The following is an 11,873-nucleotide window of genomic DNA, read 5'->3' as shown; positions in this document are numbered from 1 at the left end:
CGTGCGAAGGGTGCGGCGGGGGTGTCAAGCGTCCTTCGGGCGAGCGGTGCGGTACGAGGTTGCGTAGTAGATGGGGCTTTTGGGCGGGGGGCGGGGTGGGGGTTACCAAGGGATGGCCGACCCGGCAGCACGAGGACGTGTGCCGGGTCCGTTCGTGCCCGCCGGGTCCGCTCATGTTCCGGCGGGTGTCAGGACCCGAATGTCCCCCAGCTCGAAGAGGTCTCCCGCATGTCGAAGCGCACCCTGTCCCACCGTTCCGGTACGTCGATGCTCCGCAAGCGTGCCGCCGTCGTGGCCGCCGGTTTCGGAGTCTCCGCCGTACTGGGCACCGGGGCCGCGTTCGCCGCCGACACCCAGGCGACCGCGCTGCCGGACTCGGCCGCCGCCTCCGTCGCCGCCCAGGCCACCGCCCAGTCCAAGGCCGCCGCCAAGACCGCCGCCACGGCGAAGCAGGCCCAGCAGGCCGCCGCCAAGAAGGCCGCCTCCTGGATCGACCCGGTCTCCGGCTACACCCTGTCCGCCGGCTACGCGCAGGGCGGCAGCATGTGGTCCACCGGCAAGCACTCCGGCCAGGACTTCGCCGTGCCGATCGGCACCAACGTCAAGGCCGTGCACGGCGGCACCGTCGTCAAGACCGGCCCGAACGGCGCCGGTGACGGCCCCGCGTACGGCAACGCCGTCGTGATCAAGCACGCCAACGGCACGTACTCGCAGTACGCGCACCTGTCCCGGATCGACGTCCACGTCGGCCAGACCGTGTCCACGGGCCAGCACATCGCGCTGTCCGGCAACACCGGCAACTCCAGCGGCCCGCACCTGCACTTCGAGATCCGTACGACGCCGAACTACGGCTCCGCCGTGAACCCGGTCGCGTTCCTGAACAAGCAGGGCGTGCGCGTCTGACCTGCGGCGCTCAGCCCTGATGGGCCTGGGTGACCAGGTCCGTGGCGACCTCGAGGATGGCCTTGCGCTTCTCCTCGGGGTCGCCTTCGACGTCCTTGAGGACGAACATCCCGGCGTGCATCGAGAACAGCGCGCTGAAGCAGCGCACCCGGTCGGTGAGCGAGACGCCCTCGGGGACCAGCTGGTCGAGCAGGTCCTTCATCCGGTCCTTGAAGTTCTCGCCGATGCTCAGCTCGCGCATCGTGGCCTGGTTCTCCTGCATGAAGCGGAAGAGCGGCGCGGCGTTGGCGAGGTCGAGGCTGTAGCGGGCGAGGATCTCGTGCTTGGTCTCCAGGGAGATCGGCCGCGGCTGCTCCTTGGCCCAGGCGATCAGGTCGTCGATCGGCGTCATCAGGTCGCTGAAGAGGCTGACGACGATGTCTTCCTTGGTCTTGAAGTGGTAGTAGAGCGCGGCCTTGGTGACGCCGAGGCGCTCCGAGATCTCCCGCAGCGACGTCTTCTCGTAGCCCTGTTCGGAGATGAGCTCGAGCGCAATGTCCTGGATGCGCTGACGGGTGTTCCCCCGCCGTTGCTGCGGCTTGCTGATGCCCGTGCCCATGTCGTGCCCCTTGGGAGAAAACTTACTTGACGCCCGGCTAGTTAGAGCTCTACCGTCCCCATTGTAAGCAACTAGCCGGGCGGCAAGTAAGTCCCGGATCTCATCCGGGTCGTGGGGGAGTGGGGATCATGGCGCAGACAGCGATACAGGACAAAGAGCAGGTGAAGCAGCCACGCAGTGTGCGGGTCGTGTTGATGGCGCTGATGATCGCCATGCTGCTCGCGATGCTCGACAACATGATCGTGGGCACCGCGATGCCCACCATCGTCGGCGAACTGGGCGGTCTCGAGCACCTCTCGTGGGTGGTCACCGCCTATACGCTCGCCACCGCGGCCTCCACCCCGATCTGGGGCAAGGTCGGCGACATGTACGGCAGGAAGGGCGCCTTCCTGACCTCCATCGTGATCTTCCTGATCGGTTCCGCGCTCAGCGGCATGGCCCAGGACATGGGCCAGCTGATCGGCTTCCGGGCCGTCCAGGGCCTCGGTGCCGGTGGTCTGATGGTCGGCGTCATGGCCATCATCGGTGACCTGATCCCGCCCCGGGAGCGCGGCAAGTACCAGGGCATGATGGCCGGCGTGATGGCCCTCGCCATGATCGGCGGACCGCTGGTCGGCGGCACCATCACCGACCACCTCGGCTGGCGCTGGGCGTTCTACATCAACCTGCCCATCGGCGCCGTCGCCCTCATGATGATCACCGCCGTGCTGCACCTGCCGAAGAAGCGGTCCAGCGGCAAGATCGACTACCTGGGCGCCGCCCTGCTCACCGTCGGCATCACCTCGATCGTCCTGGTCACCACCTGGGGCGGGTCCGAGTACGCCTGGGGCTCCGCCGTGATCATGGAGCTCATCGGCATCGGCGTCGCCGCGCTCGTCGGGTTCGTGTTCTCGCAGACCAAGGCCGCCGAGCCGATCATGCCGCTGCACATCTTCCGCAGCGCCAACTTCACGCTGATGTCCGTGATCGGCTTCATCACCGGCTTCGTGATGTTCGGCGCGGTGCTCTTCCTGCCGCTCTACCAGCAGTCCGTGCAGGGCGCGTCCGCGACCAACTCCGGTCTGCTGCTGCTCCCGATGCTGCTCGCCATGATGGTCGTCTCGCTGATCGCCGGCCGGGTGACCACGAACACCGGCAAGTACAAGGTGTTCCCGATCGTCGGCAGCGTCCTGATGATCGGCGGGCTCTTCCTGCTGGCGCAGATGGACACCGAGACCTCGCGCTTCACCTCCGGCCTGTACATGGCGGTGCTCGGCGCCGGCATGGGCTGCCTGATGCAGATCACGATGCTGGTCGCGCAGAACAGCGTCGAGATGAAGGACATGGGCGTCGCGTCCTCGTCCACCACCCTGTTCCGTACGCTCGGCTCCTCGTTCGGCGTCGCCATCATGGGCGCCCTGTTCAACAACAAGGTGCAGGACGTCATGGCCGAGAAGGCCGGCGCGCTGGGCGGCAAGGTCACCGAGAGCTCGGCGCAGCTGGACGCGGCGAGCCTGGCGAAGCTGCCGGTGCCGGTGAAGGAGGCCTACCAGTTCGCCGTCTCGTCCGGTACGCACTCGGCCTTCATGCTGGGCGCCGTGGTGGCGATCGGCGCACTGATCGCGGCGGTCTTCGTCAAGGAGGTCACGCTGCGCGGCGCCGGACCGGACAAGGCGCCGAAGCAGGACGGCGAGCCGGCCGAGGGGCGCGCGGCCGGGGACGCCGCGCGGAGCAGTGGGACGACGGCAGACGTCGTCTGAGCGGAGCTGCTGCCCCCGGCCTGAACGGCCCCCGGTGCTTTGTGCACCGGGGGCCGTTTGCCGTGTGCTCCGGAGGCGCTGTGTGCCGTGCGCCTAGGAGACGGGGGCCTCGGCGGTGTCGGTGGGTGCGGCGTCCACCGCGGTGGCTCGCGCCCCTTCGAGGCGCTTCTTGTGGGCCGGGGTCTCCGCGGCCACCGACAGCGCCAGCAGCGCCGCCGGGAGCGCCAGTCCCGCCGCCACCGGGAGGCGTGCCGCCAGGGGCAGCGCGCACAGCGTGGCCGCCGATGTCGCGAGGCGGATCAGGACCACGCGTTCCCCTACGCCGGTGAAGCTCGCCCTGATGAGGGCCGTCGCCGCGAGGAACACGGCCGTGCCGCCCAGGACGCAGGCCGCGAGCGGGGTGGTCAGATGGGGCCCGCGCGTGGTCACCGCCGCGCCGACCGCGCCCGCGGTGATCGCCACGGCGAGCTGGACCGGCAGGTGGCCGAAGACGTAGACGTGCAGGTGGCGGCCGCCCGCCGCGAGTTCCTCGTGGCCGCCGGGACGGGTGCCCGAGGCGCTGAAGTACGACCACCACAGGCCCGCCGCGAGGGCGAACGCGGCGGCCCCGGTGAGCGCGGCGGCCGGTGCCGGGTGCGCCGTGATCAGGCCGCTCGTGAACCCCAGTACGCACTCGCCGAGCACGATGATGGTGAACAGGCCGAACCGTTCGCGCAGGTGCTCGGCGTCGCCCGGACTGTCGGCCAGGCGCCGGCCGGCGAGCAGCGGCAGGGCCAGCTCCGCCGTCATGGCGACGCCCCAGGTGATGTAACGGGCCGGTCCTTCGAGGGTGAACGTGGCCGTGAGCCAGACCGTCGCGGTGACCGCGGAGCCCGTCACGTACGCCGTCGTGATGCGGCGCAGCCGGGGCTCGCTGCGCAGGTCCCAGGCGTAGAGCGCGGCGACACCGGCCCGTGCGCCGACGTACGAGACGACGAAGCCGGTGTCGGCCCCCTGGTCGTGGCCGACCCGGCCGAGGAAGACGGCCAGGCCGGCCACCGCGGCGAGCCCGGCCGTGGTGAGCAGCCGCTGCACGGTGCGGTCGTGATCCGCTCGGTTGGCGCGGACCGTGTACAGGACCCAGGTCCACCACAGCGGTACGAAGAGTGCCGCGGCGGCCGCCGTCGTGGCGGCGTTCGGATGGTGGCCCAGACGGTGGGTGAGCTGTCCGACCGCCGCCACGAACACCAGGTCGCAGAAGAGCTCGAACCAGGTGGCGCGGCGCGGCAACTCCCGTATGGCAGGCGGCTGTTCGGCCGGTCTCGGTGCTGTCATGGGCGTGAGGCTAACCCGGCCGCCGCCGGTTCAGCGGCCCGTCGGCAGGTTCGCCCCGCCGGTGCAGTCCAGGACCACGCCGGTGATGAAGCCGTTCGTGGCCAGGGAGTTGATGGCCGCCGCCACTTCCCCGGGGGCGCCGACGCGGCCGACCGGGGTGGTCGCCGCGAGCCCGGCGAACAGCTGCTTGCGCTGCTCGGGCGGTACCCGGTCCCACCAGGGGGTGTCGATGACGCCGGGGGAGACGGCGTTGATCCGGCGCGGCGCGAGCTCGACGGCGAGCGGCGGGATCATGGCCTCCAGCGCGCCGTTGATCGCGGCCAGGCCCGAGGTGCCGGGGAAGGCGGCGCGGGCCGAGGCCGCGGTGATGAGGGTGATCGACGCGTGCTCGGTCAGATGGGGCAACGCCGCCTGCAGGATGCGCAGTTGGGGCCAGAACTTGGCGTCGAAGCCGTGGGCGAGCTCGGCCAGGTCGAGGTCGGCGAACGCGCCGGAGCCGGCCGCGCCGCTCACCGCGACGACGAGGTGGTCGATCGGCTCCGTGGCGGCGAAGAAGGCGTCGATGTCCTCCTGCGCGGTGGCGTCCATGCGATGCGTGCTGGTGCTGCCGCCGATCCTGGCGGCCGCGTCGGCCAGCTTCTTCTCGTCGCGGCCGGTGATCGTGACCTCGGCGCCGCCCCGGGCGAAGAGCGCGGCCGTGGCCTCGCCGATGCCGGAGCTGCCGCCCATCACGACGGCGTGGGTGGGAGTGGTGGAGGGTGTTGCAGAAGTCATGGTGACCCTGTCCTCGGTGTCCCGTGGGGTTCAGTTATTGACGAGACCGTCGGTCTCGATAAAGTAAGTGTTGCCGAGACCGATAGTCTCGTCAAGGGGCTCTGAGTCATGAGCATCGAGAGATCGACCCAAGGAGCGGACGGATGAACGAACGGGTCCACACAGGGCGCCGCCGCAATGAGGAAGCGCGCCGCGCCGTCCTGGACGCGGCCCTTCGGCTGCTCGCGGAGGCGGACGGCGCGCCGGTCGGCGTGGACGCGATCGCCCGGGAGGCGGGCGTCGGCAAGCAGACGCTGTACCGGTGGTGGCCCTCGAAGGGCGCGGTACTGCTCGACGCGCTGACGGGCCGGGCCGAGCAGGACGTGCCGGCGCGCGATTCCGGTTCGCTGCGCGAGGATCTGCGCGCGGTGGTGGCGGCGACGTTCGCGGGCGCGCAGGCGGAACCGGTCGGTCCCGCCCTGCGCACGCTGGTGCGGGAGTCCGCCCGCGACCCGCATCTCGCCGAACTGATGCGGGAGTTCACCGGTGCCCGGCGGTCCGCGCTGCGCGAGGTCCTTGCCCGGGGGCGGGAGCGCGGCGAACTCGCCGCGGACTGCGACCTCGACCTGATGGTGGACCAGGTCTACGGGGTCTTCTGGTACCGCTTCCTGCTCGGGCACGCCCCGCTGGGCGAGGAGGAAGCGGTATGCCTGGCCGACTCCCTCGTACGGCAGGGCGGCTGACGCGGACCGGGGGCCACGCCCGTGACGCGGACCGGGAGCAACGCCCCGGCCGCCGCCGTCACTTCTTCGCCGCCGTCACTTCTTCGTGTCGGGCAGCCGCAGCATCGGGAAGCTGCCGGTCGCGGTCGGCGCGTGCTCCGGCAGCCACAGCACCGCCACCGCCCCCTCCGCGGGGGTGTCAGGGGCGCCGCCCGGCGGGCGTACGTTCCGGAACGTGAGGCGGGCGCCGAGCACCTGGGCCTGGCCCGCCGCGATCGTCAGACCGAGCCCGTGGCCGTGGCCCGCGCGGTCGGCGGCGCCCGTGCGGAAGCGGCTCGGGCCCTCCTCCAGGAGCTCCTCGGGGAAGCCGGGGCCGTGGTCGCGCACCCGGATCACCCGGCCCTCGACGCTGACCTCGATCGGCGGTCTGGCGTGCTTGGCCGCGTTGGCCAGCAGGTTGAACAGGATGCGCTCCAGGCGGCGCGGGTCGGTGGTCACCTCCGACTCGTGCACCACGTCGACCCGGACGCCGTCCGCGGCGCGGGCCGCGACGCGGCGGCTCACGAACTCGCCCAGCATGATGTCCTGCAGCTCGGCGCGCTCCGCGGCGCTGTCGAGCCGGGCCACTTCGAGCACGTCCTCGACGAGGGTGCGCATCGCCTGCGCCCGGTCCTTGACCAGCTCGCTGGGCCGGCCCTCCGGGAGCAGCTCGGCCGCCGTGAGCAGACCGGTGACCGGAGTGCGCAGCTCGTGCGCGATGTCCGCGGTGACCCGGCGCTCCGCCTCGAGACGCTGCTTGAGGGCGTCGGCCATCGCGTCCACGGCCTGCGCCAGATCGTCGGTCTCGTCGCGCACGACGCCGCCGATCGCGTCCCGCACCCGGACCTCGGTCTGGCCTCGCGCGACGTCGCGGGCGGCGCTGGCCGCCTTGCGCAGCCGCCGGGACAGCTGGCCGCCGATCAGCACGCCGAGCGCGCTGCCGCCGAAGACGACCGAGATCGCCCCGATGATCAGTGCCTGGTCGAGGTCCTTCATGACGGTGGCGCTGCGGTCGGTGAAACGGGTGTGCACCGACAGCAGGTCGCCGTTGCTCAGCGGGACCGCGGCCCAGATGTCGGGCACGCCGTTGGCCGGCTCCGAGACGTACGTGGCGCGGCGGCCGTCGAGCGCCTTGGCGCGCAGCTCGCGCGGCATCGTCGGATCGTTGACCTTGAAGCCGACGGGCAGATTGCCGCCCCGCGCCTCGTACTGGCGCTGGACGAACTGGATCCGCTCGTCCTGGACGTCCCGTGCGTTGTCCAGCATCGAGACGCGGGCCGCGTTGTGCACGACGAGGCTGAGCGCGACCGCGACGAGCGCGCCGACCAGCGCGATGGCCACGCTGATCTTCCAGCGCACGCCGGTGCGCAGTCCGGTGCGCAGCCGGCGCGGCAGCCGCCGCCGCAGCAGCCCGCCCCCGCCGGTCTCCGCGGCCCCGTCCGTGCCGTCGGAGCCGCCTGGGCCGCCGGTGCCGCCCGTGCCGTCGCCCTTGCGCGGGGCCGGCGGGCCCGGCAGGCCGGTCGACGGTGACAGGACGCGGGGCCAGGGGGACCTGGCCGGGTCGGGTCCGGCCGGCCGCCGGGCAGCCGTGTGCTTCGACCCGCCGCCGTCGTCGGCCGGGTCGTGTGGGTGCGGGGTGTCCGCCGTCCCCCTCATATCCGCTTCCCCATCGGCCGCTCAGGCCTTCAGTTTGTAGCCGAAGCCGCGGACCGTCTCGATGCGGTCCTGGCCGATCTTCGTACGCAGCCGCTGTACGTGGACGTCGACGACACGGGTGTCGCCGCCCCACCCGTAGTCCCACACCCGCTCCAGGAGCTTGTCCCGGGACAGGACGGTGCCGGGCGCCGAGGAGAACTCCAGGAGGAGGCGCATCTCGGTGGGTGTGAGGGCCACCGTCTCGCCGCCCTTGCGCACCTCCATGCCCTCCGTGTCGATCTCCAGATCGCCGAAGTGCAGGACGGCGCCGGATTCCGTGGCGGGAGCGTCGGCCGCGCCCGCCCCGGCCGCCGACGGGCCGCCCGCGTGCCCGAAGCGGCGCAGCACCGCGCGGATCCGGGCCACGAGCACCGCCCCGTCGAACGGCTTGGTCACGTAGTCGTCGGCCCCGGCCTCCAGGCCCAGCACGACGTCGATGGAGTCCGCGCGCGCCGACAGCATGATCACCGGGACCGTGGACTCGTCGCGGATCCGGCGGCACAGGGAGACCCCGTCCAGGCCCGGCACCATGACGTCGAGCAGCGCGATGTCCGGCCGGTCGGCGCGGAACGCCTCCAGGCCCGCCAGCCCGTCCGGCATGGCGGTGACCACGAAGCCGTCGCGCTCCAGGGCGAGCTGCGTGGCCTCGCGGATGACGTCGTCGTCCTCGACGAACAGGACGTGGGTCTGCTCCCCCTTGCGCTCGCCCATGGCGGCCATGCGGTCTCCCGTTCCGTTCGGTACTCGTGCGTGCTCGGTCGGTCTCAGCCCTCGTCCGTGGGGACGGGGGACGCCCCGCCGTCCACCGCGTGGCTGTAGTCGTTGTGGATCCGGCTCTCCTGCGCGAAGTGGTCCCCGCTCCAGCGGTACGTGAGGACCTCCTCGCCCGACGGAGAGGCGACCGAGTCACCCTTCTCGTACACCTGCTTGGTGACCACCAGATCACCCCGGTCTATCTCCGCGTAGACCGGGGGCTCCTCCGTCTGGAAGACATTCTGGTACTTTCCGCCCTCGTCGCGATACACGTACGTGCCGATGCCGACGGCGTCGCCGCAGGTCATCACGTTCACCACCACGTCGTTCGACGCGCCGCCCGTCAGGTTTCCGTAGCTCACGTCGACCGGGTACTCGTTCGCCACGCAGGGCTTCAGGTCGCGCTTGATGTCGGTGCTGACCTGCGGGTCGGCCTTCACCAGACGGACCGCGTTCACCGTCGTCGGGGAGTCGGAGGCCGCCGGGGCCGACTCGCTGGGCGTGGTGGTCGGCTGGGTGGAGCCGACCGGGTCGGTCCGGGCGGGGCCCTCGTCACGGGCGCCGGTGCCGCCCGCCGAGCAGGACGCCAGAGCCCCGACAAAAAGCCCGAGGGCGGCGAGCCCGGCGATCGCCGAACTCCCCGCCTTCAGAAGTCTCAAGGCCCTACGGATCCGAGAGGCACGTATGCCTAGGCCGCGCAACGCTCCCGCTCCTCACGTTCGAGCGCGCGGGACACCAGCTCTTCGCGGTCACGGCTCTCCAGCTCCTCGCGGAGCCGGGCGAGCGCCCGGTGCAGCGTGCTCTTCACGGTTCCGGCCGACATTCCGAGGGCGGCGGCCGTCTCCTCTGTGGACATCTGCTCCCAGTGTCGCAGCACCACGACGCTGCGCTGCTTCGGCGCCAGCACCTTCATGACGTCCATCAGCAGGGCGCGGTCCGCGTGCTGCTCGGTCGAGTCGTCGACCGAGGACTCGGGCAGCTGCTCGGTCGGCACCTCTTCCAGCTTCCGGGCGCGCCACCACTCGGTCCTGGTGTTGATCATGACGCGGCGCAGATAGGCGTCGGCGAGGCGCTTGTCCGCTATGCCGTCCCACCGCCCGTACGTCCGCACGAGGGCGGTCTGCAGCAGGTCCTGGGCGTCGACGGGGTCGGGCACCAGACGACGGGCACTGCGCAGCAGGGCGTCCTGTCGCGTCCTGACGTACTCCTCGAACTCGAGCACCTCACCGCCGTGCGCCATGATCAACCGCCTCCCGATTCCTGCCTGTTCCCCGTCCGCACCGGTCCTGTGCGGTGACGAGGAAGAAGCTACGGAGGCGTTGTCACGGCGTTGTCCGTTCCAGCCTTCGACGAACGCACGGCTGTCCGTCGGTTGTGTAACGAACCTAAGGACGACCTAAATACGGGCCCCGGTCAGCTCATCGGGAGCCGGTACAGACCGCCTGCGAGCGGCTCCACCAGACCGTCGCTGACCAGGCCGTCCAGGGCGCGGGCGCGCTGCACCGGCTCGTCCCACACCCGGTCGAGCACGGCACCCGGAACCGGATTCACCGCTTCCCGGAGCACGGCCAGCAACTTGCCCCGTACCTGACGGTCCGTCCCGGCGTACGTCTGCCCGCGCCGCGCGGGCCCCTCGTGCGCGGGCTTCCCGGCCTGCTGCCACGCGCACATCGAGGCGATCGGACACCGGTGGCAGCTCTCGTTCTTCGCCGTGCACACCAGCGCGCCCAACTCCATCGACGCGGCGGCCCACTTGGCCGCCACCTCGTCCTCCTCGGGCAGCAGCGCGCGGGCCAGCTTCCGCTCGGCGGCGGTGGTCGCGTTCGGCGGGTACTGCACGCCCGTCACGGCGCGCGCGAACACCCGCCGCACGTTCGTGTCGAGGACCGCGTGCCGCTGTCCGTACGCGAACGAGGCGACCGCGGCCGCCGTGTACTCGCCGATGCCGGGCAGCGCGAGGAGCTGGGAGTGGACCGTGGGGACGTCGCCGCCGTGCCGCTCCGTTATGGCGACGGCCGCGCCGTGCAGCCGCAGCGCACGCCGCGGATAGCCGAGCCGCCCCCAGGCGCGCACGGCCTCACCGGGCGCCTCCTTGGCGAGGTCGGCGGGGCGCGGCCAGCGGGCCAGCCACTGCTCGTAGACGGGCAGCACCCGGTTCACCGGGGTCTGCTGGAGCATGAACTCGCTGACCATCACGCCCCACGGCCCTGCGTCGGGTCGCCGCCAGGGCAGGTCGCGGGCGTGCTCGGTGAACCAGTCGATGACGGGTTCGTGAAGATCGGGATGCGTGGGGGTCTTCGTGGGCGCAGTCATGGCGGTTCCGATCCTGCCACGGACGGGGGCCTCGGCGGGGGAGCCCCCGGTGGCCACGGCGGGCGCACCACCCCTGACGATCGACAGCGGTGCGCGCGGGCTCCGCACTTGTACCGTCGACGGAGTGAGAGCCCGACGCGGAACCCTCGTGGCGGACCTGGCGCTCTGGGCGGTGCTCGCCCTGCCGGTCCTCGCCGTCGAGTGGCTGCACCTGCACGAACCCGACAGCACCTGGCAGCAGCTGGCCGGCATCGCCGCGCTCGGCGCCGCCACCGCGCTGCACCGCCGCCTGCCCGCCACCGCCTTCCTGCTGGCGGCCGCGCCGGGCCTGGCCGTCGCGTCGTCCCTGTTCACGCTCTCCTACGGCTGCGCACTCGCCGCCTTCGCCTACCTGATGGGCCTGCGCTCACCCGCCGCCCGCCCCTCCCTCCTCGCCTTCGCCGCGCTCGCCGCCGGCGGCACCGCCAAGATCGCGGTCCGGCAGGTCGACCCGGCCGCCGAATGGCTCGTGCTCATGGGGACGCTGCTGTTCGGCGCCGTCTTCCCCTGGCTCATCGGCCGCTACTGGCGGCAGAGCCGGGAACTGACCGCCGCCGGCTGGGCCAGGGCCGAGCAGTTGGAGCGCGAGCACCGTATCGTCGCGGACCGCGCCAGGCTGCGCGAGCGGGCCAGGATCGCGCAGGACATGCACGACTCCCTGGGCCACGAACTCAGCCTCATCGCCCTGCGCGCGGGCGCCCTCCAGGTCGCGCCCGGCCTCGCCGACGAGCACCGCACGGCCGCCGCCGAACTGCGCGCCGCCGCCTCCGACGCCACCGACCGCCTGCACGGCATCATCGGCCTGCTGCGCGAGGACGACGACGAGCAGGCACCACTTGCACCCCCCGGCGAGACCGTCGCCGAACTCGTCGACCGGGCCGCCGGATCCGGTCTCCCGGTGCGTCTGGTCAGCGCCCCGGAGACGGACGACCGCACCGCCTACCGCGTCGTCCAGGAAGCCCTCACGAACGCCGCCAAGTACGCGCCGGGCGCCCCCGTCACCGT

12 protein-coding genes are annotated in these 11,873 nt (G+C 71.9%); 4 read left to right on the top strand and 8 right to left on the bottom strand.

Translation table 11 applies throughout. From position 1 onward, the window contains the following. Positions 1-228 precede the first annotated feature (228 nt). Positions 229-903, top strand: coding sequence for a M23 family metallopeptidase (locus tag M4J07_RS42680; protein ID WP_255981698.1), 675 nt, complete (start codon positions 229-231; stop codon positions 901-903). A gap of 10 nt (positions 904-913) precedes the next feature. Here M4J07_RS42680 and M4J07_RS42675 read toward each other — a convergent pair whose 3' ends face one another. After that, on the bottom strand, positions 914-1,501 hold the full coding sequence (locus M4J07_RS42675) for a TetR/AcrR family transcriptional regulator (protein ID WP_255981695.1): 588 nt from the start codon (positions 1,499-1,501) through the stop codon (positions 914-916). 128 nt (positions 1,502-1,629) lie between these two features. Between M4J07_RS42675 and M4J07_RS42670 the strand changes: the two genes are divergently transcribed. Continuing rightward, positions 1,630-3,240 (top strand): MDR family MFS transporter, encoded by a 1,611-nt coding sequence (locus M4J07_RS42670; protein ID WP_255981693.1) that lies wholly within the window; start codon positions 1,630-1,632, stop codon positions 3,238-3,240. A gap of 93 nt (positions 3,241-3,333) precedes the next feature. On the opposite strand, the gene M4J07_RS42665 is transcribed toward M4J07_RS42670, so the two are convergent. Together M4J07_RS42665 and M4J07_RS42660 are read right to left on the bottom strand one after the other, a co-directional pair. Next, the gene (locus tag M4J07_RS42665; RefSeq protein ID WP_255981691.1) at positions 3,334-4,554 is read right to left on the bottom strand and encodes a low temperature requirement protein A; all 1,221 of its coding nucleotides are present in this window, start codon (positions 4,552-4,554) and stop codon (positions 3,334-3,336) included. Between the two features lie 30 nt (positions 4,555-4,584). Next, positions 4,585-5,328 carry an SDR family oxidoreductase gene (locus M4J07_RS42660; RefSeq protein WP_255981689.1) on the bottom strand — a complete coding sequence of 248 codons (744 nt, stop codon included), beginning with the start codon at positions 5,326-5,328 and terminating at the stop codon, positions 4,585-4,587. Positions 5,329-5,471: 143 nt separating this feature from the next. Between M4J07_RS42660 and M4J07_RS42655 the strand changes: the two genes are divergently transcribed. Next, positions 5,472-6,050, top strand: coding sequence for a TetR/AcrR family transcriptional regulator (locus M4J07_RS42655; protein WP_255981687.1), 579 nt, complete (start codon positions 5,472-5,474; stop codon positions 6,048-6,050). A gap of 75 nt (positions 6,051-6,125) precedes the next feature. Here the strand turns inward: M4J07_RS42655 and cseC are convergent, their stop codons facing one another. From cseC to M4J07_RS42630, 5 genes are all read right to left on the bottom strand, one after another. Further along, positions 6,126-7,583, bottom strand: coding sequence for a two-component system sensor histidine kinase CseC (gene cseC, locus M4J07_RS42650; RefSeq protein ID WP_374215188.1), 1,458 nt, complete (start codon positions 7,581-7,583; stop codon positions 6,126-6,128). Positions 7,584-7,745: 162 nt separating this feature from the next. Then, on the bottom strand, positions 7,746-8,474 hold the full coding sequence (cseB, locus tag M4J07_RS42645; RefSeq protein ID WP_255981701.1) for a two-component system response regulator CseB: 729 nt from the start codon (positions 8,472-8,474) through the stop codon (positions 7,746-7,748). A gap of 53 nt (positions 8,475-8,527) precedes the next feature. Next, positions 8,528-9,175, bottom strand: a complete 648-nt coding sequence (locus M4J07_RS42640) for a hypothetical protein (RefSeq protein WP_255981682.1) — start codon at positions 9,173-9,175, stop codon at positions 8,528-8,530. A gap of 29 nt (positions 9,176-9,204) precedes the next feature. Next, complete coding sequence (locus M4J07_RS42635) at positions 9,205-9,756, bottom strand: SigE family RNA polymerase sigma factor (protein WP_255981680.1); 552 nt, start codon at positions 9,754-9,756, stop codon at positions 9,205-9,207. A 173-nt stretch (positions 9,757-9,929) separates the two neighbouring features. After that, on the bottom strand, positions 9,930-10,829 hold the full coding sequence (locus M4J07_RS42630; protein WP_255981678.1) for an A/G-specific adenine glycosylase: 900 nt from the start codon (positions 10,827-10,829) through the stop codon (positions 9,930-9,932). Positions 10,830-10,953: 124 nt separating this feature from the next. On the opposite strand from M4J07_RS42630, the gene M4J07_RS42625 reads away from it, so the two are divergent. After that, a partial coding sequence (locus tag M4J07_RS42625) for a sensor histidine kinase (RefSeq protein ID WP_255981676.1) occupies positions 10,954-11,873 on the top strand: 920 nt, incomplete at its 3' end.

Source organism: Streptomyces longispororuber, assembly GCF_024448165.1.
In the GTDB taxonomy this organism is placed as follows: Bacteria; Actinomycetota; Actinomycetes; order Streptomycetales; family Streptomycetaceae; genus Streptomyces; species Streptomyces longispororuber_A.
This window is presented reverse-complemented; position numbering and strand designations above follow the sequence as displayed.

Coding starts and splice junctions, on each gene's coding strand:
- M4J07_RS42655 (WP_255981687.1), top strand. CDS start 5,472: ATGAACGAACGGGTCCACACAGGGCGCCGCCGCAATGAGGAAGCGCGC.
- M4J07_RS42660 (WP_255981689.1), bottom strand. CDS start 5,328: ATGACTTCTGCAACACCCTCCACCACTCCCACCCACGCCGTCGTGATG.
- M4J07_RS42635 (WP_255981680.1), bottom strand. CDS start 9,756: ATGGCGCACGGCGGTGAGGTGCTCGAGTTCGAGGAGTACGTCAGGACG.
- M4J07_RS42670 (WP_255981693.1), top strand. CDS start 1,630: ATGGCGCAGACAGCGATACAGGACAAAGAGCAGGTGAAGCAGCCACGC.
- M4J07_RS42675 (WP_255981695.1), bottom strand. CDS start 1,501: ATGGGCACGGGCATCAGCAAGCCGCAGCAACGGCGGGGGAACACCCGT.
- cseB (WP_255981701.1), bottom strand. CDS start 8,474: ATGGGCGAGCGCAAGGGGGAGCAGACCCACGTCCTGTTCGTCGAGGAC.
- M4J07_RS42680 (WP_255981698.1), top strand. CDS start 229: ATGTCGAAGCGCACCCTGTCCCACCGTTCCGGTACGTCGATGCTCCGC.
- M4J07_RS42665 (WP_255981691.1), bottom strand. CDS start 4,554: ATGACAGCACCGAGACCGGCCGAACAGCCGCCTGCCATACGGGAGTTG.
- M4J07_RS42630 (WP_255981678.1), bottom strand. CDS start 10,829: ATGACTGCGCCCACGAAGACCCCCACGCATCCCGATCTTCACGAACCC.